This window comes from Citrobacter sp. C1 (assembly GCF_014596895.2).
Lineage (GTDB): Bacteria > Pseudomonadota > Gammaproteobacteria > Enterobacterales > Enterobacteriaceae > Citrobacter > Citrobacter gillenii.
On the sequence record NZ_CP115035.1, the window covers coordinates 3,982,937 to 4,004,630 of the forward strand.

The window sequence follows — 21,694 nt, forward strand, 5'->3', positions numbered from 1 at the left end:
CAGGGACGAGATAACTATGTTACCTGAGATTGTATCTTTCGATCGTCAAATTACCCTGGTGGGCGACTCCGGGATCCAGTTTATGGATTTTGGTTTATCCCTTGGTCGCTTACCTGCTGGCGAGTTTGTCAAACTCGCGAACGGTGTCCTGACCCGTTTAATCTATAACGAACAGCGCGACTATTATTTCTATCAGCCGACCCCCGAGAATATTGAAAAGGCGAAAAGCCAGTATGATATTCCCGTGGAGCAAAGCCTTAAGTTGTTTGACGGTGTCTGGCTACCGCTTCCCCTGCTTCGTTTTAGCCCGCCCAATGTGTACCAGGAAGGGCCTCTGAACTGGGCGCGTTTTCGTCTAGTCAAACTGGCTGAGCCGGATATGGATGGGCATAGTCATCGCATGACATTGGCTATCGACACGCGCGTAATGGCTAAACAGCAAGCTGCCGCCGATCTTAGCCCAAACCAGGAAGATGTGAATGCAGGGGCGACCTTTGCCGTCGCAACGGCCACCTATGCCCTCAACTGGTACCTCACACAGGAGTGGATAGCAGATTGGCTCAAGGAAGTGTTTAAAGAGGCAAGCAAAGGCCGGGACATTGATGAGCGTGAACAAGAGCTTGCGCAACAATATCCCTTGGCGCATTACCTCAACCTTCTTTCTTTGATGGCTATTCCGGTAGAAGGTCTGCAAAGCCAGACCGCTCCAGTCATTGAATTGCCGCAGTTCAGGGTGATTGCCAATCGGGAAACCAACGCCATCAAGCCTATTGCGGTCGATCTGATTCTGGACGTCGGCAATTCACGTACCTGCGGTATTCTTATTGAGGACCATGGCCAATCTGGTTCAGGCATGAGGCAAAACTATGTCCTCAAACTCCGCGATCTCAGCGCGCCGGAGCATGTATATATTGATCCCTTTGAAAGTAGGGTCGAATTTTCACAAGCCTTCTTTGGCAAAGATCACTGCTCAGTGCGCAGTGGTCGCCACGACGCATTTCAATGGCCGACTATTGCCCGTATTGGCGGCGAAGCCAGTCGCTTAGCTGCGCGTCGGAAAGGTAGCGAAGGATCAACCGGATTATCCAGCCCTAAACGTTATCTTTGGGATGAGAAATTTTATGGTCAGGGCTGGCGTTTTAATGGCAGCTACGTGCAGGACAGCAACCCCTTAGCGACTGCTGCGCCATTTGCCAACCTCATCGATGAAAGAGGCGAGGCGCTGCACACTATTGAAGATGAGATGGATCGCATCCCTGTCTTTACGCCGCGCTACTCACGTAGCTCGCTGATGACCTTCATGCTCGCCGAAGTATTAACCCAGGCTATCAGCCAGATCAACAGCCCAGAGCAGCGGATCCGTCAGGGGCATGCGGGGATCCCACGCCAGCTACGTCATATTATTCTCACTGTGCCACCCGGTATGCCAATGGCTGAACGCTGTGTGCTTGATGAGCGGATGCGTCAGGCGGTTGGCCTGGTCTGGAAATCACTGCGCTGGCACAACGGAGAGAACGATCCGTATGAGGACGAGCAAGAGGAACACAGTCAGAGCAATATCAAGATCCCTCTGCCCAAAATCAGGGTTGAATGGGATGAAGCTTCCTGCGCTCAACTGGTGTATCTCTATACCGAGATTAATCAGAATTTTGCCGGTCATCCGGAAGAATTTTTCGATGCCATTGGCCGGCCTGACCGCACCGATCGTGAAAGCATAACCATTGCCTCTATCGATATTGGCGGCGGTACCACAGACCTGGTAATCACCGATTACCATCTCGATCGTAATGGCCTTTCCGGTGGCGGCGCCAACGCGCATATCATCCCCCACCAACGTTTCCGCGACAGCTTTAAGATCGCCGGCGATGACATTCTGCTGGATGTGATTCAGTCTTATGTCCTCCCTGCGTTTGAACAGACGCTACGGGAAGCGGGTGTGATGTCCGTTGAAACACTGATGTCTCAACTGTGTGGTTCCCAGAATATTAGCGCTGCTGAAGCTGTTCTTCGCCAGCAACTCAGCTTGCAACTGTTCGTCCCACTCGCGCTGCATATCCTGGGTGAATACGAGCAATACGATCCGCTGGATGAACAAACACACACCCTGATTAATCAGCGTGTCGGCGAGCTGCTACCGGCTGGCTGTATTCGAGATGAAGTTGAGGGGTTTGTCCGCCGTGAAGTCCAAAAAGCCGGGGGGCCAACCGATTTCAAATTGGCGGATATTTTGCTTAATCTTCCGCTGACCAAACTGCACAGCGATCTCTGCTCCGGTAAATTCAACATCGATAAAGTGCTTACCGCATTATGTGAAGTACTGTCTTGTTATCATTGCGATCTACTGCTGCTGACCGGTCGCCCTTCTCAGCTACCGGGGATTCAGGCGATAATTCGCCGCAATCTTCCGCTCCCCCCAGGACGTATTTTACCGTTACATGGTTATCAGACCGGAACCTGGTATCCGTTCCATAAAAACGGTCATATTGACGATCCAAAAAGTACAGCTTCCGTCGGTGCTATGCTGACGCAGTTGTGCGCAAACCACAGTATCCCGAACTTCCATTTCCGAACCTCGGCGCTGAAACCCTACTCCACCATTCGTCATATCGGCACAATTGATATGGACAACCTGATCCGTGACGCCGATATCGTTTACCGCCACATAGAATCGGAGAATGGGCAGATCAAACTCCCGGCAATCACCGATGAAAACGGCGAGAAAACCACGCAAAGTATCATTATGCGCGGCGATCTGCGTCTGGGTTATCGCCAACTGGATGCCGAACGCTGGGCGGCGGCACCACTCTACACCCTCCGTTTTAGCGAAGAGGGGCGTAAGAAATTCTCCGCGGCAACCTCTACGGACAGCGGCTCTCCGTACCTTAAAGTCAGATTGACTATCGACAAGGGAAACCGGGCGCGCCAGCTCGGTTTGATTAGCGATCGCCTGACGATCGCCGATGTCAGCAGCAACACCGATAAGTCCTTTAGCAAACGTGATTTAGACCTGGAACTCAATACCATGCCGGATACCGGGCTTATTGATAGCCGACACTGGCTCGATAGCGGGAGTGTTAAAAAATAATGAATAGCGAGCAAAAATCTCTCACCCAGGGTTGGGCAGCTATCGCTCAAGGTTGTCTTGACGCGCTCGGTTGGGTCGATAACGTACGCCCCGGCTCACGTCGTCTGGACAACGAAGCCGACAAACTCAGTCTGGCTTTACTGCGCACACGTAATCTGGCAAATAGTCTGACTCAAGTTGCCAGAACGCCGATGACCGTTGGTTTTTTCGGTATTTCTCAAGCCGGAAAATCGTATCTCATTTCAGCGTTGGCTGCGGGCAGTAACGGTTCGCTGGAAGCAATGTACGGCGAGCAGCGCGTCGATTTTATCAAAGAGGTTAACCCGGTAGGCGGCGGTAAGGAGGCCACCGGGTTAGTCACTCGCTTTACCCGTCAGGCTCCGGCCGCCCCCGCCGGTTACCCGGTGCCGCTGCGCTTGTTCAGTGAAATTGACCTGGCTAAGATTCTGGCAAATGCCTGGTTCAACGATTTTAACCATGAACAATTGAGCTATCAGCTCGATCAAAGTCGGATTGAAGAGCGCCTGCGCCCTTTCCTTCAGCGTACCGTACAAAACCAAGGGTATAACGGCGTTAGCCAGGAAGATGTCGTTGCCCTGTGGGACTACCTTAACGCCTCGTTTAAAAAGTCGGTTGAGAAACTTGAACACGCTTATTGGCCGCAGGTACTGAAAATCGCCCCAGCATTAAGCCCAACTGAACGTGCGGAGCTTTTTTCCCTGCTGTGGGGAGAGCAACCAGCCCTCACTGAAACCTATCGTTCATTAGCCAACGTGCTGGCAAAGCTAAATCATGCCCGGATGGTGTTTGCCCCTCTGGAAACGCTTACCGACCACAGCAGTGGCAGCATCATGAATGTAGACAGCCTTAACCGGCTGGGTTCCAGTCAGGATCGTAACGTCGAGATCCGTTACTGGAAAGAAGATCAACAAATCGGCAGTGCCAGCTTATCTCAGGCTGAGCTGGCGGCATTAACCACCGAGCTTATTTTTCCCTTAGCGGAAGTCGAGGACAACAGCGTCGTGGAACAAGTCGATCTGCTCGACTTTCCTGGCTATCGCGGTCGTCTCAAGATTACTGCCCTCGAACAAGCCGGTAGAGACGGACTTAACGCGATTTCACAGCTACTGCTTCGCGGAAAAGTGGCCTACTTATTTGAGCGTTACACCGATAACCAAGAGATGAATGCCCTTGTGGTATGCGCCAGCTCAGCCAAACAGAGTGACGTTGCCGATGTTGGGCCAGTATTGAACCGATGGGTAGAAAAAACACAGGGTAAGAGCGCCGAAGAACGCGGGCTCAGCAAACCAGGACTCTTCTGGGCAATCACCATGTGCGATATGCGTATCAACAACAGTCTGCAACATACGGAAAATCAGTTAAAAGAAGGCTGGGAAGGCATGCTGCATATGACCCTGCTGGAGCGTTTTTCGCAATACGAATGGCTTCAACAGTGGGCGCCGAATCAGCCATTCAATAACTGCTTTCTGGTACGCAAACCTGGACTCGATAACCCCTTCCTGAAACTGGAAGGTGAAGCTGGTCAGGAACGGCTCAACGAAGTGGAAATTGCCGATCGCTATCGTAGCGTGCTTGATACCATGGGCAATACTTTCGTCTGCGGTAAAAACGTGAATACCCACGTTGCTGAGCCAAGAACAGCCTGGCAAGCCATGCTCGAACTCAACGATGGCGGAATGTCGCGTTTGACGAAGGCGCTGCGAGGGGTCGCTCATCTTGACTTCAAACTAAAGCGTTTACAGCAACAACTTCTGCAGTGCCGTCTGGAAACCGGCGATCGGCACCTCGGCCGCTGGTACGAAAAAGATGGTGACGGGCAGATCGTGAAAAAACAGGCTATTGCTAAAGAATTATGGCAAGGGCTGTCTGCATGTTCCCACAGCATGGGGGAGATGATCGATCGATTGGATCTGCCCACCCGCGAACTCAATAACATATACCTGAGTATTCGTGAGCACGATCAGGAGCCACTAACAGACGGCGAAAACCAGGCTTCAAACGCCTTCGCTGCGAATCCATTTGGCGGTAACCCGTTTGCCGATAATCCTTTTGCCAGCGATCCTTTCGCGACCACCCCGGTTGAAGCGACAGCTGTCGAAGCCCCTTCCTCCTCATCGCCAGAACGAGTCGGTCAGGATGATGATTTCGCTCATCAGATCTTTAAAGCCTGGGTTGCACACCTGAGAGAACTGTCTCAACAGACATCACCGTGGCGTCAACTCGGCATGAGCACTGAACTGATTAATCAACTCAGTGAAGAACTGATCACCGCCGCCACGCGTTTGGATCTTGAAGGCTCATTGAAGCGTGCCCTTGCAGGACAAGAGCAGGCGGGGACTCGTCGTGAACATCTGATGGCACGCCAGGTTTTACGCGCCCATCTGACAATACGGGATTTTATCGCCTGGTTTGGCTATCTCACTTTACCGCCAGAAAAAGTTCCCAACAGCTATGTTGGTGAGAAAAACAAAGTGTTTTTACGCCAGGCACCGCTCGCTAACGATGAGTTGCCTCAGCTCTCCGCCGTCGCGCCACAGCCAGGCGTCTCCTATCTGGGAGACTGGCTTTCCGCATTAATGAGCGTCGTGCTGGACAACGCAGGTCATAGCGCCACGCGGGATATTTCCTTCGAACATAATCGACAACTTGGCCAGATTATCAGCCAATTGAAACAAGAGAACATGCCATGCTAGCCAAAATCATCGCCTGCCAACCCGCAGAGCCAGGCGCTGCACAATTGATGGTCCGCCTGCGCGGCGATAATGCACTACTCGCTAATTTGACCTTTATTCTTTGCAATAATGAGCAGAACTATCTGCAGCCCGATGGCAGCTGGAGTCCGGCACAGCATTGGTTTACCGTAAACGGCGGTTACCCACTGGCTAACGGCAGCGGTTTTCGTATTGGCTCAACCTTGCTTGACCCGCTGCTGGCAACCGCAAGCCAGGTGCAAATTCAGATCAAACTGGCATCTGGGGAAACACGTAACACTACGCTGCAGTTGGTGCGTGATGAACTCCTCTCCTCAGAAGCACGAGGTGAGACGGGGAGCTACAGCGGCAGCAGCTTGCTGGCTACCCCAGAAGCGCCCGCCGCGCCGGTCGCGGTGGCAGAAACCGTGGCTGAATCAGTACCGGAACCCGTTGCGCCGATAATGCATGCCGAGGAGAGGCCGCAGCAGAAATCGACCTCATCACGCCTTCCCTTAATTGGCGCAGCAGCGCTGGCCCTGGTGGTCATTGCTGGCGCACTTTGGTGGTTCTTAGGGCGGGATAAAGCGCCGGACGTTGTTCCTGCTGTTCAGGCGCAGCAAGAAACGCCTGCCGCCGCACCGCAGACGCCTGCACATAACGGTTGCTCAGAGGAAAGCTTAAACACCCTTAACGAGCTTGATTTTGTTCAAAGCTGCGTACAGGAAAAACTCGACAGCGACAAACTACTGGCCATTATTCAGACGGCAAAAGAGGCGAAGAAATGTGGGGTTGCGCAACGCCTGTACGCGAACCGTGCACAAGGGGGAGACACCAAAATCGCACTCGCCTATGCCAGTGAATACGATCCTAAAGGCCACCAACCAAGTGAATGCTTCAAAGAAGCGGATAAAGATACCGCGGCCTATTGGTACGAAACCGTATTGCAAACAGAACCTAACAACCAAACGGCCAAGCAACGCCTTGAGGAGTTAGGAAAATGACCTGGAATACCCTTAGCCGTCTGGCCCTGCCTTTATGTGGTCTGGTACTCAGCGGGCATGTTTTTGCCGCTGATGCCGAGAAACCGCTGCTTCAGGAAGGGAAAAAAACGTTGTATCAGCGTGTTCTCACCACACCAGGCTGTAAACTCGCGAAAACTGCAGGTGATGATAAAGGACAGATACAACCCGCCTTTAGCAGCCTGTACGTTTATAAAAAGGAAGATGCGAAGGGTCAAAGTTGGCTCAAAGTCGGACCTGACAGCTACGGTAAAACCATCGGCTGGTTACCAACGTCATGCACCGTCGACTGGAAAATGCAGCTAACGCTGGCATTCACCAACCCAGCGAACCGCGATCGTTTACTCTTTTTCAAAGAGAAAAAAAGTCTCGATGATATTCTCTCGGCCCCCGACCCGGTCTCATTGGTCGCCCCACTGCGTGCCAAATTGAAACGGGACGGCCATGCTGACGGCATTCAGGCGCAAGAACCTGAATATTTTGTCGATCTGCAAAAGCAGTTCTATCTGCTGCCTATCCTGAGCGGTGAAGAGGTCATGACCGAAGATGGCTTCTACACACGTCTGCTTAACGTCGCCTCTGTTAGCAAAGTCGACGCAGAACCAAAACAAGAAGATAGCGTCAACCAACTGAAAGGCTTTAACGCCTCGGTGGTCTTCGTCATTGACTCAACCATTTCAATGGGGCCTTACATCGAACGCACCAAAGAAGCGGTTAATAAGATCTATGACAAGATCAAACAAGAACACCTTGATGGTCAGGTCAAGTTTGGTCTGGTCTCATATCGTTCGAACACCAAAGCCGTACCGGGACTTGAGTACCGTACAAAAATTTACGCTGATCCTAACCATGTCAAAGATGGCGCAGATTTCCTGAAAAAGGTAGCCGATCTTAAAGAGGCAAAGGTTTCCAGTTCCTTGTACGACGAGGATGCCTATTCCGGCGTACTGTCAGCCATTGATGATATTGACTGGAGCCCATTCGGCGCACGTTACATGGTTCTGATTACCGATGCAGGTGCCATTGACGGCAGCAATAAGCTTTCAGGTTCTGGCCTTGATGCCAGCCAGCTTCGTCTTGAGGCCGGTAACCGCGGTATCGCTATTTACACCTTGCACCTGAAAACATCGGGCGGTAAAGATAACCATGCCAAAGCGGAGAGCCAATATCGCGATCTCTCCAACTTTGATAGCACCCATTCCAATCTTTACCAGGCCGTCAATGCCGGTGATATCAAGACATTCGGTCAACAAGTTGACGCCCTTGCTTCCGCCATTACTGAGCAGGTTAAGTCGGCTTATATGGGGGATGCTGCAATTGGTAGCGCCCTGTATGCGAAGGAAGATGGAAAGAAACTGACGCCGGAACAAAAGCTACTTCAGGACACCGCGTTGATTGGGCATGCCATGCAATTAGCCTATCTCGGTAAACGCAACAGCACCCAAGCACCGTTAGTTTTCCAGGCCTGGATCAGCGATCGCGATCTGATTAAACAAAATATTCCCACCACCGATGTGCGTGTTCTTCTGACCAAGGGGCAGCTTAGCGATTTAAGCGATGCTGTCGGCCAGATCCTAAAAGCGGCAAATGAGGGGATGATCTCGCCGACCAAGATGTTTGAACAACTGCGTACCGTTGCTGCAACGATGGGTACAGATCCAAATCAACTGAAGCAGCAGGATAATGCCCGCATTGGCGATCTTGGCGTACTCGGAGAATACCTGACCGACCTTCCTTACAAGAGCGATGTCCTGAATCTCGACGAAGAGACATGGAAAAGCTGGGATGGACTGTCGCAGGAGAAGTTTATCCGCACACTGTCGTCCAAACTACGCCATTACCAAAAATACAATGCCGACGTTGATCGCTGGGTCGAACTGGCGAAAGGAAGCGATCCGCGCGATCGTGTTTATCCTATCCCGTTGGAAATGATGCCCTGATGCTGCACATTGAAGAGCTGTGCGTTATTCGAGGTCAGGGAAGCCAGGCACATCGGGTTTATCTGCCGCAGCTCACGCTGCAGCCAGGTCAGGTGGTCGCGGTAACCGGGGAAAGTGGATGTGGAAAAAGTACCTTACTGGAATCCATTGGGTTACTGTTGCAGCCCAGCCATATTGGCCGCTTCGAGCTTACCGACAACGCGCAGAAATGTGATATTGCAACGCTACTGAACGGCGAACGACATAGCGAGCTAGCGGACATTCGTGCCCGCCAGCTCGGTTTTGTACTGCAAAATGGCGGTCTTCTTCCCTATCTGAGCGTTAAAGATAACATTCTCCTGCCCTGCCAGTTATTGGATATCACACCTGATAAATCCATGCTGAACAGGGTGCTTGACGCACTAAAACTCTCGCCGTTGTTAGCTAAATATCCAACCCAACTCTCATTTGGTGAAAGACAGAGAACGGCATTTGCTCGCGCCATATTACACCGCCCTGGACTGGTACTTGCCGATGAACCAACTGCGGCACTCGACCCTCACAATGCACAGAATCTGTTTAGTCTGTTTATTGAATTAGTCCGCCAGGAAAGCATGATGGCGCTGGTTGTTTGCCATGACTGGCCGCTGGTGCAACATTTCGATTTACCCTGTTTAACCGCCCAGTCAGAACCTTTAACAGCATCGTCGACACATGAGCAGGGAGGAACCTACTTTGTCTTTTAACCGAGCCAGACTAGTAGGCCGCCTGGCCATGCAAGATCTGTGGCACGATCGCATCATCTCATTTTGCATCGTTTCTTCTCTTGTCGCCGTCATTGCGCCTTTACTCCTCCTTTTTGGCCTACGTTTTGGGATTGTGGACCAGTTACAAGAAGATCTCACCCGTGACCCTCGCAACCTTGAGATTCGTATGCTGAGTAGCGGTAGCTATGATCAGAACTGGATTACACAGCTGCAACAACGTCCCGATGTAGGCTTCGCTATCGGACAAACACGATCGCTGAACACACTCGCCGATTTGCAAACTGATATATCTCACTTTATTGAAAATGCTGAAGTTATTCCCACATCCGTAGGTGATCCTTTACTGGGTAAGTTGGAGATTCATCAGGAAAATGACGTGATCGTTACCCAGGAAGCCGCGCGAAAGTTGGCAGCGAGGGTGGGCGATACCATCAATATACGGGTGAGTCGGTTGCTTGACGAACGCCGGGAATGGGGTCGTAAAAGCGTCACTATCGTGGGCATTTTACCTGCGACCTATTTCAACCGCGCCGCCATCTTTACTCAGCCTTCATTATTGCTAGCTATTGAACATTTCCGCGATGGTTATGCGGTAACTGAACTCGGAAGCACAAGTGGTGCTCAACTCAATAGCAAACCGCCGCGCTATGCCCGCGCCAGATTGTATGCCCATGATATTGACCAGGTGGCTAGCCTGGAACGCGATCTCAGGGCACAGCGTATCGAGACAACCAGTCGCTTGGCGGATATTGAAAATGTCAAAAGCATCAACCGGGTATTGGGCATTATTTTTAATACCATCGCCGCTACTGCACTGGTTGGCTGTATAACCTCGCTTGTCGGCTCATTTATCGCGAATGTCGATCGTAAGCGTAAGCATATTGCCGTACTCCGTCTGCTTGGTTTCACTCGCCCGGCAGTGGGTGGCTATGTCATTGTCCAGGGCTGTCTACTCAGCCTGATGGCTTATGTCGGCGGCTTTGGCCTTTATCTGTTAGCCAGCCAGGTATTTAACCAGGCGTTAGCAGGGGGACAAGCAACAGATCAGATGCTTTGCAAGATCACACCATTACACGGCCTCGTGGCCCTGTTACTGACTCTTGTTGTAGCCATACTGGTCGCCAGCATCGGCGCTTATCGCGCCATCAATATTGAGCCTGCGCAAAGCCTGCGCGAGGTATAACCCTATTTATCATTTGCGGAGATCGTTCATGGCCCTTACCCCTTCCACATTATCTCGCTGGCTGGCGCTTGCCCTGCTTGTGAAGATGTCACCCGTGCTGGCAGAGCCGTGGGCGGATAAAACCTATAATCCTAAACCCGACAGCGAAGACATTATTTTACCAATGCCCTGCGAAGGTTCGATGGTATTCCGCCGGGTCGAGATCCCGGTATCAGGCCCTCTTGATGATATTCCTGTTACTTTAGGGGAAGATGGCGGGGAATGGGGCTTTGTCGAACACAGTTATCCAACCTTTATTGCCGGTAGCTTTACTGAATCAAAAAAAAGTAAGGGTCGTTACTATTTGATGGCCAAATATGAATTGACGGCGTTGCAATATCAAGCATTAACCAGCAGTAACTGCCCGACCCCATCACGCAAGCTGAGCATCGCGCAAACCAATATCAGTTGGTTTGATGCAGTAAACCTCGCCGATAAATATAACCAATGGCTACGCAGTAATGCTCTCGACAAGCTGCCGAAGGAAGAGAGTAATCCAGGATTTTTGCGTCTGCCCACAGAAGTCGAATGGGAATTTGCGGCACGTGGCGGCCTGAAAGTGAATAGTGCAGAGTTCCGCGACTCTCACTATCCGATGGATGATATGAAAAATTACGAGTGGTATTCCGGCTCACAGTCCTCGAATAGCAAAGTACAGCTGGTTGGCCTGTTAAACCCTAACCCCCTCGGCCTGTATGATATGTTGGGTAACGTTTCTGAGATGATGTTTACTCCATTTTATCTCAATAAGATCAACCGGCTGCACGGCCAGGCGGGTGGTTTTGTCGTGCGTGGAGGCAGCGTGATGTCAAATGAGTCTGATATCCGTAGCGCCACCCGTAAAGAAATTAACTACTACGATGATGCCCATCCTTTCACCAGCAAAACGACTGGCCTGCGACTGGTCATGGTGTCCCCGGTCGTTACATCGACAGACCGCGTGAAGTTGCTGGAGAAAAACTGGGCCGCACTCGGTGAAGAAAAGCCGGGAGTAAATAAGAAAAATGACGAATCAAAAGACACCGCGAAAGCACTGGGAAGCCTGGCATCCGGCGTTGAAGATACTGAGCTCAAAAAGAAACTTAAGGATCTGGAAAACCAGCTTCGCGCCAGCAATCAACAGCAGCAAGAAGAGCGTGCACAATCAATTCGTGCCAGCCTTAATTTAGGCTCCTTCCTGTGCACAAAGTTGCAGGATGATGGCCGCTTCCTGGACTTCCTGAACCATAACTATGAATTGCTGTGCAAGGACAAAGACAGTAGTGACAAAAACTGTGCAATCCGAAAAACCAAACTCGGTGAACAAACTGACCGCTTACAGCAATTAACCAGTTACTACGCTAGCAGTCTGGTTGACTCCGCCACGCTTTATGGCCAAGAGGGTCTAAAACAGGAAGTGACCGTTTTCGATCAAATGCTCACCCTGAATAAACGCCTCTCTGGGCTTAAGCCCTTCCTCGCCGCACATTGGCAGAATCAGCAAAAATACCTGGCAAACGGAAAAATTGATACCGCGGGTTGGCTGGAAACCTGCAAACAAATTAAAAGTGGTAACTAATTCACACCGGTGATTAAACACACATGTTTATTAAGGAATGAAGAACGTGAAATTAAGCTTAAAAATAGCGGCAATTACCTTATGCTATCTTGCCACCGCCCAGAATGTTTCTGCAGAATCTTATACTGCAGAAGATCAGGAACAATTAACACTTGAATGCTTATTAACCAATAATAAATTCGCCAGCGCTTTTATTGCCCAGGATGCTGCAGGATACGCGTTGGGAACCAACGCATCCCCTACGGCGGAACTCAATCTTGTGACTAATCAGCCTGGGGTCACAGCCTATTACAGCGCAGGAATGATCGCCGGAGGTTCTTTATACTGGATTCGAATCGTAAAAGGAGCATACGAATATATTGTCTATAACAAGGAACAACACGGTGACATGTCTGGCGTTGTCGTCACAAAAAATGGCAAAAAAGTATTCCACAAAGACTGTAAAGAACCGATTAAGGTAGGCACGCAAAGTGATAGCAGTATTTTCAGTCGGGTGTCACAAGAAGATACCGATGGCGATCGCATTATCGACTTAATCAACAAGTAACACGACCAATCCTACCTGCCAGGTGTTCTGTCCGACAACAGAAATGCAGCAACAGGGGCGCATCTTCACGACGCGCCCCTGTTATAACAAGTGCATGTTACAACGCTGTCCGTTGGTCCCCATCAGAGGGAACATCACTCCCAGGCACGTTCGGTTTTCGCGGCGTCGAACTGCGGCGGCGGCTTACGAAAGCGCCGGGTCAAGTACGCGAGATACACCAGCCCTAACCCTGCCCACACCAGCCCCAACGTCAGCGACGTCGCCTCCAGGTTTATCCACAGCACGGCAACCGTCGCGGCGCCAACCATGGGCAATACCAAATAATGCAGTTTTTCCTGCCAGGTGTGCTTACGCCCTTCACGCCGCCAAAAGTGGTTGTACACCGACAGATTGACGAAGGTAAATGCCACCAGCGCACCAAAGTTAATCAGCGCCGTGGCGGTCACCAGGTCAAAAAACAACGCCGACAGCGCCACAATCCCGACCATAATGACGTTCAGCGCAGGCGTGCGCCATTTCGGATGCACGTAGCCGAAATATTTCTCCGGGAAGACGTTATCGCGCCCCATCACATACAGCAGACGAGAGACGCTGGCGTGCGACGCCAGGCCTGACGCCAGCGTATTCACAAAGGTCGTACACAGAAAAATAGACTGGAACAGCTTACCGCCGACGTACAGCGCAATCTCCGGCAGCGCCGCGTCAGGGTCTTTAAAACGGCTAATATCCGGGAAGAACAGCTGCATAAAGAACGAGGCCGAAATAAAGATCAGCCCACCGTACAGGGCGGTGAGGAAAATGGCTTTCGGGATGGTACGTGCAGCATCCGGTGTCTCTTCAGACAGCGTGGTCACCGCATCAAACCCGAGAAACGAGAAACAGACAATGGTCGCCCCGGTGATAATCGGGATCAGATGCGCATTCTGGCTGATAAACGGTTGCAGCGACCAGACGGTCCCTACCCCTTCGCCTTTATGTAGCCCCTGTACCACCAGGAAAATAAACACCGCAATAATCGCCACCTGCACCAGCACGAACAGCGCGTTGAAGTTCGCCACCAGGTTAACGCTTTTTAAGTTGGCCGCGGTGAGGATAACAACGAACATCACCACCCAAATCCAGGGGGCGACCTCCGGAAACAAGGCGGACAGGTAAATTTTGGCCAGCAGGACGTTAATCATCGGCAGGAAAAGGTAGTCAAGTAGCGACGACCAGCCGACCATAAACCCGACATGCGGGTTAATCGCCTTTTGCGCGTAAGTATAGGCCGAACCGGCCTGCGGAAACTGGCGCACCAGCTTGCCGTAACTGATCGCGGTAAACAATACCCCCGCCAGCGCCAGCAGATAAGAGGCTGGAACATGGCCATCGCTGATGCCCGACACAATACCAAAGGTATCAAACACCGTCATTGGCGTGAGATAGGCCAGCCCCATCACCACAACTTGCCACAGCTTGAGGGATTTACGCAGCTGTGTTTTGCCCGTCTGAGCAGAAAGATTCTCGGCGGAATTAGTCGTCATGACGATCCTCCCCGACACGGGCCCAGGTCTGCGTTCGGAACGTCGGTACAGCAAACCTGGGGCGCGTCGGGGTGGATCCCATCAAGAAAGGTGTCAATACGGCGGCACGGCACAACTGCGGTCCGTACTGACTGCGGGAGCCTTGGATGCTCGCGCCGGGCTGATGTGTAAACATTGGCATCATCTCATTTCCTCGTCACAAACTCTGTCGGTTATCTGAAGACCCGTTGTCGCAATCCGCTCCATTACGCGACAGCCGGGAAATGGCAGTATTCCTGCAATATGTACGGGCTGGCTCCGCGCAGACCGCATGATGCGACATCTATTTTTTAATCACGCACGATTGCTGCAGGCCCGGACAACATAGTCCCCCGGGCAGTAGCAACATCATCAGGCGTTTTTCAACATCCACTCAATTTCGGTGTCAGTGATCAGACGTTCAAACTGGATAAGCTCATCGTTTTTACAGGCGTGATAAACATGGCTAAAACGCTCACCGAGTAATTCACGCAAAGGGTCGTTTTGCATAAACTCCCACAGGGCATCGCTTTGGCGGATCGGGAACGGCACGCCGTCCTGCTCCAGCCCGTTGCCTTCCACTTCTTCCTGTAACGGCAGCTCGTTATCCAGACCGTGGAGGATCCCGGCAAGAATGGTCGACATAACCAGATACGGATTGGCGTCCGCCCCGGCCACACGATACTCAACCCGGTGGCTGTCACGATCGCCACACGGAATGCGCAACGCCACCGTACGATTGTTATGCCCCCAGGAGGCTTGGGTCGGCACATACATGCCCGGCTGGAAACGGCGATACGAGTTCATATTCGGTGCCAGTAACGCCATCGACGCGGGCATCAGATCGATCATCCCGGCCAGCACACGCTTTAATAACGCGGAATCTTCGCCGTCCGCCTCGGCCAGCACGTTCTCGCCTTTATTATTCAGGATACTGATGTGGATATGCATCCCGCTGCCGGCATGCTCTTCATAAGGTTTGGCCATAAAGGTGGCGTGCATCTTATGCTTCTCTGCTACCAGTCGCACCAGGCGTTTTAGCGCCAGCGCATCGTCGCAGGCGTCAAGAACGTTATCAGTGTGGTAGAGGTTGATTTCAAACTGTCCAGGAGAGGCCTCGGCCACCGCGCCGTCGGCCGGGATCAGCTGCAGTTTGGCGAGTTCATCAATATCATTCAGTACATCGGCAAAGTGGTTGAGGTTATCTACGGAGTAAACCTGGCTTTGGGTGTTGCGATCGCCAGTGCCCGGCGCACAGGGCGGCTGAAGATAGCCTTCGGAATCACGCTGACGATCGAGTAAATAGAACTCCAGCTCTACCGCTACGACGGGGAACAGGCCGCGCTGGCGAAGTTTCTGCCAGAGTCGGTTCAGCACGTTCCGCGGCTCAACGTCAAAGGGAGCGCCATCTTCATCCAGCATCGTCAGCATCATCTGCCCGATATATTCCGGATCGGCAGCCGATGGGGTTAACGTACCGGGCACCGGCACACACGTGCGATCCGGCTCCCCCAGTTCCTGCCCTAATCCTGCTTCTTCTACTACATTGCCCAGAATATCCATCGCAAACACGGATGCCGGGAAATAACAGCCCTTCTCCAGCTTATGCAAGCCCGATACCGGGATACGTTTACCGCGAAAGCTGCCGTTCAGGTCAGTTAACAGCACATCGACAAATTGCGTGTTGGGATAACGCTCCAGATACTGCTTCACTTCACGCGCAAACGCGCTACTTCGTCTCTCTTCAGAATGCTGCACAAAATTCTCAACTTCTACGATATTGGTTTCCATGATTCACCGCCGTTGCTATGGATGCTGATCTGCGTTTTGACTGTTAAATATAATGTCCACTCTTCGACTCTGGATGCAAAGGATTTGTTTGTCAAATGTTAAATTAAGTTTGCTAGAAGGTTATTCCGCTGCTAGATTGAGAAAATATTGAACGAAATTGCACAACAAGGAACCGTTTGGCAATAATTTATTCCAAAACGTGAGGTCGATCATGGGCAATATATTTGACAAGCCAGTTATTGGTGTCGTGATGTGTAGGAACAGGCTTAAGGGTCATGAGACCCAGACTCTGCAAGAAAAGTACCTGAATGCGGTATTGAATGCCGGTGGATTACCGATTGCCCTGCCGCATGCACTGGCGGAGCCAGAGTTACTGAATGCTTTATTACCGAAACTGGACGGTATTTTTCTGCCAGGGAGCCCGAGCAATATGCAGCCGCACCTGTATGGTGAAAATGGCGATGAGCCTGACGCCGATCCTGGGCGTGATCTTCTGAGCATGGCGCTAATTACCGCCGGACTCGAAAGGCGCATTCCCATTTTCGCCATCTGCCGGGGCTTACAGGAATTAGTTGTCGCCACCGGCGGGACTCTGTATCGTCGCCTGTGCGATCACGCACAGTTCCTGGAGCATCGTGAAGACGCGGAACTCCCGGTGGAGCAGCAATATGCGCCATCTCATGAAGTCCAGGTTCAGCAGGGAGGATTGCTGTCTCAGTTAATACCAGGTTGCAACACGTTTTGGGTTAACTCCTTACATGGCCAGGGCGCAAAAACCCTTGGTCCGCAGCTACGTATAGAAGCACGATCGCAGGATGGACTGGTCGAAGCCGTTAGCGCTCACGACCATCCTTTCGCGCTCGGCGTGCAGTGGCACCCGGAATGGAACAGTAGCGAATACGCCCTGTCGCGTTTGTTGCTTGAAGGTTTTATCACCGCATGTCAGAACCATCTCGCTGAAAAACAGCGTCTCTGACCACTACTGTTAAGGAAATGCAATTATGAGCGATGACGGCCTGGCGCCGGGTAAACGTCTGTCAGAGATCCGCCAGCAATTGGGTCTTTCGCAGCGTCGTGCCGCCGAACTGTCTGGATTAACGCATAGCGCCATCAGCACCATAGAGCAGGATAAAGTCAGTCCTGCTATCAGTACGCTGCAAAAGCTATTGAAAGTCTATGGGCTGTCGCTCTCCGAGTTCTTCGCGGACCCGGAAAAACCTGACGAACCGCAGGTGGTTATCAATCAGGATGATCTGATTGAGATCGGCAGTCAGGGGGTATCCATGAAACTGATTCACAACGGCAATCCTAATCGTACGCTGGCGATGATTTTTGAAACCTATCAGCCAGGCACGACGACCGGGGAGAGAATTAAACACCAGGGTGAAGAGATTGGGACAATACTGGAAGGTGAAGTGATACTGACCATCAACGGTCAAACGTATCATCTTGTTGAAGGACAAAGTTATGCCATTAACACCGGCATACCCCACAGCTTCAGCAACACCTCGGCGGGGATCTGCCGCATTATCAGTGCCCACACGCCCACCACGTTCTAAAAGAGTTACGGCCTGAGTTTCTCAGGCCTTCTTAAATAACGCGTATTAACAGGGTTAATCCCTGGGGCATCGTGCAGCCTGATTTTGCCTGAAAAAGATCAGCAACGAACTTTATCTTATTGAAATAAAAGGAGTAGCTATGAACTTTCAGAATTTAAAATATTGGCGTGAGAAAGCCAGCCATTATTCACCGGAAACCCGTTTATTTATTAACGGTGAATATTGCGCTGCTGCCGATAACGAAACCTTTATTACGCTTGATCCGGCAGGACAGCGCCCGCTTGCCAAAGTCGCCCGCGGTAAACACGCGGATGTGGAGCGCGCCGTCACCGCCGCTCGCACGGTATTTGAACGCGGCGACTGGTCACAGGCATCGCCTGCTCAGCGCAAAGCGGTACTGAACACGCTCGCGGATTTAATGGAGCAGCATCACGAGGAGCTGGCGCTACTGGAAACACTTGATACCGGTAAGCCTATTCGCCATAGCCTGCGTGATGATATTCCCGGTGCGGCACGCGCCATCCGCTGGTACGCCGAAGCTATTGATAAAGTGTATGGCGAAGTGGCCGCCACCTCGGTGAACGATCTGGCGCTGATCGTGCGCGAGCCGGTAGGAGTGATTGCCGCCATCGTGCCATGGAATTTCCCCCTGCTGCTGGCCTGCTGGAAACTCGGCCCGGCGCTGGCAGCGGGGAACAGCGTGATTCTGAAACCTTCGGAGAAATCACCGCTGACTGCTATTCGCCTTGCCGCGCTGGCAAAAAAAGCGGGCTTACCCGATGGCGTCCTCAACGTCATTAGCGGGTACGGCCATGAAGCAGGCCAGGCGCTGTCGCAACATCCGGATGTCGATGTACTTACGTTTACCGGTTCCACCCGCACCGGCAAGCAACTACTTAAAGACGCTGGCGACAGCAACATGAAACGCGTCTGGCTGGAAGCCGGCGGCAAAAGCGCCAACATCGTATTTGCTGACTGCCCGGATCTGGCGAAAGCCGCCGCCACCACGGCAGCAGGTATCTTCTATAACCAGGGCCAGGTGTGTATCGCCGGTACGCGTCTGCTGCTGGAGGAAAGTATTGCCGACGCGTTCATTGCACTGCTAAAAGAGCAGGCAAAAAACTGGCAGCCAGGCAACCCGCTTGATCCCGATACCACGATGGGAACGCTTATCGACAATGCACATGCCGATACCGTGCACAATTTTATTCGTGACGGTGAAACGCAGGGAACGCTTGCACTGGATGGCCGCAGTCACGTTCATCCTGCGGCTATTGGCCCAACCATTTTTATCGACACCCCAGCACAGGCCCATGTCAGCCGCGATGAGATCTTCGGTCCGGTGCTGGTCATCACCCGTTTCAAGACCGAAGCCGAAGCTCTGGCGCTGGCCAACGATAGCGACTACGGCCTTGGCGCGGCGGTCTGGACCCGGGATCTGTCGCGCGCGCACCGCATGAGTCGTCGCCTGAAAGCCGGCTCCGTATTCGTCAACAACTACAACGACGGTGATATGACCGTGCCGTTTGGTGGCTACAAGCAAAGCGGCAACGGGCGCGATAAATCCCTGCATGCACTGGAAAAATTTAGCGAACTGAAAACTATTTGGATCTCCCTGGAGCCTTAATCATGACTGAACATACTCGCAGTTATTACGCCGCAAGCGCCAATCAATACGAACCATTTCCTACCCTCACCGAGTCGGTCAGCTGTGATGTTTGTGTCGTGGGAGGCGGTTATACCGGGCTCTCTTCTGCCCTACATTTAGCCGAGATGGGCTATGACGTGGTGCTGCTGGAGTCCGCGCGGATTGGTTTCGGTGCCAGCGGGCGCAACGGCGGCCAATTGGTGAACTCCTACAGTCGCGATATCGACGTCATCGAACGTACCTACGGCCCGGACACCGCCAAAATGCTCGGCAGCATGATGTTTGAAGGCGGTAACATCATTCGCGAACGGATCAAACGCTATCAGATCGACTGCGACTACCGTCCCGGTGGGCTGTTTGTAGCGCTAAACCACAAGCAGATGGAGACGCTGGAGGAGCAGAAGTCTAACTGGGAGCGCTACGGCAATACGCAACTCGAGTTGCTGGACAGCAGCGAAATTCGTCGTGAGGTTAACAGCGATTGTTATGTCGGCGCGCTGCTCGACCACAGCGGCGGCCACATTCATCCGCTGAACCTGGCGATTGGTGAAGCCGACGCCATCCGCTTAAACGGTGGACGCGTCTTCGAGCTGTCACCGGTTACCCGTATTCAGCACACCAGCCCGGCGGTGGTCAGCACAGAGCAAGGTCAGGTCACGGCACGCTATGTAATTGTTGCCGGCAACGCCTATCTGGGTGACAAACTGGAACCGACGCTTGCCAAAAGCAGTATGCCGTGCGGCACGCAGGTATTAACCACCGAACCGCTGTCCGCCGAGATGGCGCGCTCGCTGATCCCGAAAAACTACTGCGTGGAAGACTGTAACTACCTGCTGGATTACTACCGTCTGACCGGCGATAACCGCCTGCTGTACGGCGGCGGCGTGGTCTACGGCGCACGCGATCCGGACGATATTGAACGCCTGCTAATGCCGAAGCTGCTGAAGACCTTCCCGCAATTGAAAGGGGTGAAAATTGATTATCGCTGGACCGGGAATTTCTTGTTGACGCTATCGCGCATGCCGCAGTTCGGCCGCCTCGATAACAATATTTATTATATGCAGGGCTACAGCGGTCACGGCGTGACCTGTACCCATCTGGCAGGACGCCTGATTTCCGAACTGCTGCGCGGCGATGCCGAGCGTTTTGACGCATTCGCCAGACTGCCCCACTACCCGTTCCCGGGCGGACGCAGCCTGCGTATTCCGTTTACCGCCATGGGGGCGGCGTATTACAGCTTACGCGATCGCCTTGGGGTTTAAGTTCTTGGGCTGTAAACCCGACGCACAGGGCGATCCCCCTGTGCGTTTTTTTATTTCTGGAACACGGTGATGGGCAACGTTCGTGAAGTACTACAAAAATAAACGGCAGGTCATTTTTTGGCATCAATAATCAATAAAAGCATGCCCTGTACTGTTCCGGCATGCCGGAATCTCCCTTCACACACGCACAGGACGGGATCATGAAAATGCAATTCGCTCCAAAATATCTGCCGCTGATTTGTCTGGTCTCAAGCGGGCTGCTCTATTCAGCTTCGGTAAACGCCATGGGAAATGACGATACCACGACGCCAACCTGCCCGAAGGGCCAGGTTTACGACAACAAAACCAAAAACTGTTTGCCCGAAAAAAGCAGTATGATCGACGATCAGGATAAAACACAGTATGCGTATCACCTGGCGAAAACCGGTCACTATCAGGACGCTATCAATTTACTCGATACCTTACAGCAACCCAATACGCGTGAGGCCTGGAACTATCGGGGTTATGCCACCCGCAAACTGGGTCGTACGGATGAAGGGATTGGCTATTATCAACGCTCGATTGCCCTTGATCCGCATTATGCCAAAGTACGCGAATACCTCGGTGAGGCATGGATGGTTAAGGGTCGCCCCGATCTGGCAAAAGCGGAACTGGCCACCATTAAAACCCTCTGCGGCACTCAATGCGAAGAATATCGCGACCTTAAAGCCGCGATCGACGGGCACCCTGAGTCATAGGCCAGAGAGGAACGAGAAATAGCGGCAATGGCGTGCGTTTAGCTTCATTGGGGGCATCTTTCTGAACCGAACACAGAATGCCCCCATTGATGCCACCAACAGGAACGTGATGTCGGCTGAGGCCGATTAACGCTGGAGTTTTAGAAACATGTCAGAAGCGGAAAAACACGGGCTTTAAGTTGATTTCGGTAGACCTGGGAAGAGTTTGAAATGGTGCCGATAATAGGAGTCGAACCTACGACCTTCGCATTACGAATGCGCTGCTCTACCAACTGAGCTATATCGGCACTGATAAAGACATGCCCACGATTGTGAACACGGGGTA

Annotated in this window: 15 protein-coding genes and 1 tRNA gene; 13 read left to right on the forward strand and 3 right to left on the reverse strand. The window is 52.3% G+C overall.

What is annotated here, in order from left to right; all coding sequences use genetic code 11:
• Positions 1 to 16: 16 nt before the first annotated feature.
• From IB214_RS19165 to IB214_RS19200, 8 genes are read left to right on the forward strand one after another with little or no spacing between them, the layout of a single operon-like run.
• Positions 17 to 3,085, forward strand: a complete 3,069-nt coding sequence (locus IB214_RS19165) for a virulence factor SrfB (protein ID WP_117342067.1) — start codon at positions 17 to 19, stop codon at positions 3,083 to 3,085.
• Positions 3,085 to 5,799: a virulence factor SrfC family protein gene (locus IB214_RS19170; protein ID WP_117342066.1), complete on the forward strand. Its 2,715-nt coding sequence runs from the start codon at positions 3,085 to 3,087 to the stop codon at positions 5,797 to 5,799. The genes IB214_RS19165 and IB214_RS19170 overlap by 1 nt, the downstream gene beginning before the upstream one ends.
• Positions 5,793 to 6,800 carry a hypothetical protein gene (locus IB214_RS19175; protein WP_223240361.1) on the forward strand — a complete coding sequence of 336 codons (1,008 nt, stop codon included), beginning with the start codon at positions 5,793 to 5,795 and terminating at the stop codon, positions 6,798 to 6,800. Before IB214_RS19170 ends, IB214_RS19175 begins: the two co-directional genes overlap by 7 nt.
• Entirely contained in the window at positions 6,797 to 8,758 is a 1,962-nt protein-coding gene (locus tag IB214_RS19180) for a vWA domain-containing protein (RefSeq protein WP_117342065.1), read from the forward strand. Before IB214_RS19175 ends, IB214_RS19180 begins: the two co-directional genes overlap by 4 nt.
• Positions 8,758 to 9,483 (forward strand): ABC transporter ATP-binding protein, encoded by a 726-nt coding sequence (locus tag IB214_RS19185; protein WP_117342064.1) that lies wholly within the window; start codon positions 8,758 to 8,760, stop codon positions 9,481 to 9,483. Before IB214_RS19180 ends, IB214_RS19185 begins: the two co-directional genes overlap by 1 nt.
• A gap of 28 nt (positions 9,484 to 9,511) precedes the next feature.
• Positions 9,512 to 10,687 carry an ABC transporter permease gene (locus tag IB214_RS19190; protein ID WP_181490542.1) on the forward strand — a complete coding sequence of 392 codons (1,176 nt, stop codon included), beginning with the start codon at positions 9,512 to 9,514 and terminating at the stop codon, positions 10,685 to 10,687.
• A gap of 28 nt (positions 10,688 to 10,715) precedes the next feature.
• Entirely contained in the window at positions 10,716 to 12,284 is a 1,569-nt protein-coding gene (locus IB214_RS19195; protein WP_117342062.1) for an SUMF1/EgtB/PvdO family nonheme iron enzyme, read from the forward strand.
• 37 nt (positions 12,285 to 12,321) lie between these two features.
• The gene (locus IB214_RS19200) at positions 12,322 to 12,831 is read left to right on the forward strand and encodes a hypothetical protein (RefSeq protein WP_223240360.1); all 510 of its coding nucleotides are present in this window, start codon (positions 12,322 to 12,324) and stop codon (positions 12,829 to 12,831) included.
• A gap of 134 nt (positions 12,832 to 12,965) precedes the next feature.
• On the opposite strand, the gene IB214_RS19205 is transcribed toward IB214_RS19200, so the two are convergent.
• Both IB214_RS19205 and IB214_RS19210 read right to left on the reverse strand, forming a co-directional pair.
• A complete protein-coding gene (locus IB214_RS19205; RefSeq protein WP_117342060.1) occupies positions 12,966 to 14,354 on the reverse strand; it encodes an APC family permease in 1,389 nt (462 codons plus the stop codon).
• Between the two features lie 390 nt (positions 14,355 to 14,744).
• The gene (locus tag IB214_RS19210; RefSeq protein WP_117342059.1) at positions 14,745 to 16,163 is read right to left on the reverse strand and encodes a glutamine synthetase family protein; all 1,419 of its coding nucleotides are present in this window, start codon (positions 16,161 to 16,163) and stop codon (positions 14,745 to 14,747) included.
• Between the two features lie 211 nt (positions 16,164 to 16,374).
• Here IB214_RS19210 and puuD point away from each other — a divergent pair, with 211 nt between their 5' ends.
• The 5 genes from puuD (at position 16,375) to IB214_RS19235 (ending at position 21,369) form a co-directional block, all read left to right on the forward strand.
• A complete protein-coding gene (gene puuD, locus IB214_RS19215) occupies positions 16,375 to 17,139 on the forward strand; it encodes a gamma-glutamyl-gamma-aminobutyrate hydrolase (RefSeq protein ID WP_117342058.1) in 765 nt (254 codons plus the stop codon).
• 25 nt (positions 17,140 to 17,164) lie between these two features.
• Positions 17,165 to 17,722, forward strand: coding sequence for an HTH-type transcriptional regulator PuuR (puuR, locus tag IB214_RS19220; RefSeq protein WP_117342057.1), 558 nt, complete (start codon positions 17,165 to 17,167; stop codon positions 17,720 to 17,722).
• A gap of 139 nt (positions 17,723 to 17,861) precedes the next feature.
• On the forward strand, positions 17,862 to 19,349 hold the full coding sequence (puuC, locus tag IB214_RS19225; protein ID WP_117342056.1) for an aldehyde dehydrogenase PuuC: 1,488 nt from the start codon (positions 17,862 to 17,864) through the stop codon (positions 19,347 to 19,349).
• Positions 19,350 to 19,351: 2 nt separating this feature from the next.
• On the forward strand, positions 19,352 to 20,632 hold the full coding sequence (locus tag IB214_RS19230; protein WP_117342055.1) for an FAD-binding oxidoreductase: 1,281 nt from the start codon (positions 19,352 to 19,354) through the stop codon (positions 20,630 to 20,632).
• A 200-nt stretch (positions 20,633 to 20,832) separates the two neighbouring features.
• Positions 20,833 to 21,369, forward strand: a complete 537-nt coding sequence (locus tag IB214_RS19235) for a tetratricopeptide repeat protein (protein ID WP_117342054.1) — start codon at positions 20,833 to 20,835, stop codon at positions 21,367 to 21,369.
• A gap of 211 nt (positions 21,370 to 21,580) precedes the next feature.
• Here IB214_RS19235 and IB214_RS19240 read toward each other — a convergent pair.
• Positions 21,581 to 21,656 (reverse strand) — tRNA-Thr (locus tag IB214_RS19240).
• Positions 21,657 to 21,694: the final 38 nt, after the last annotated feature.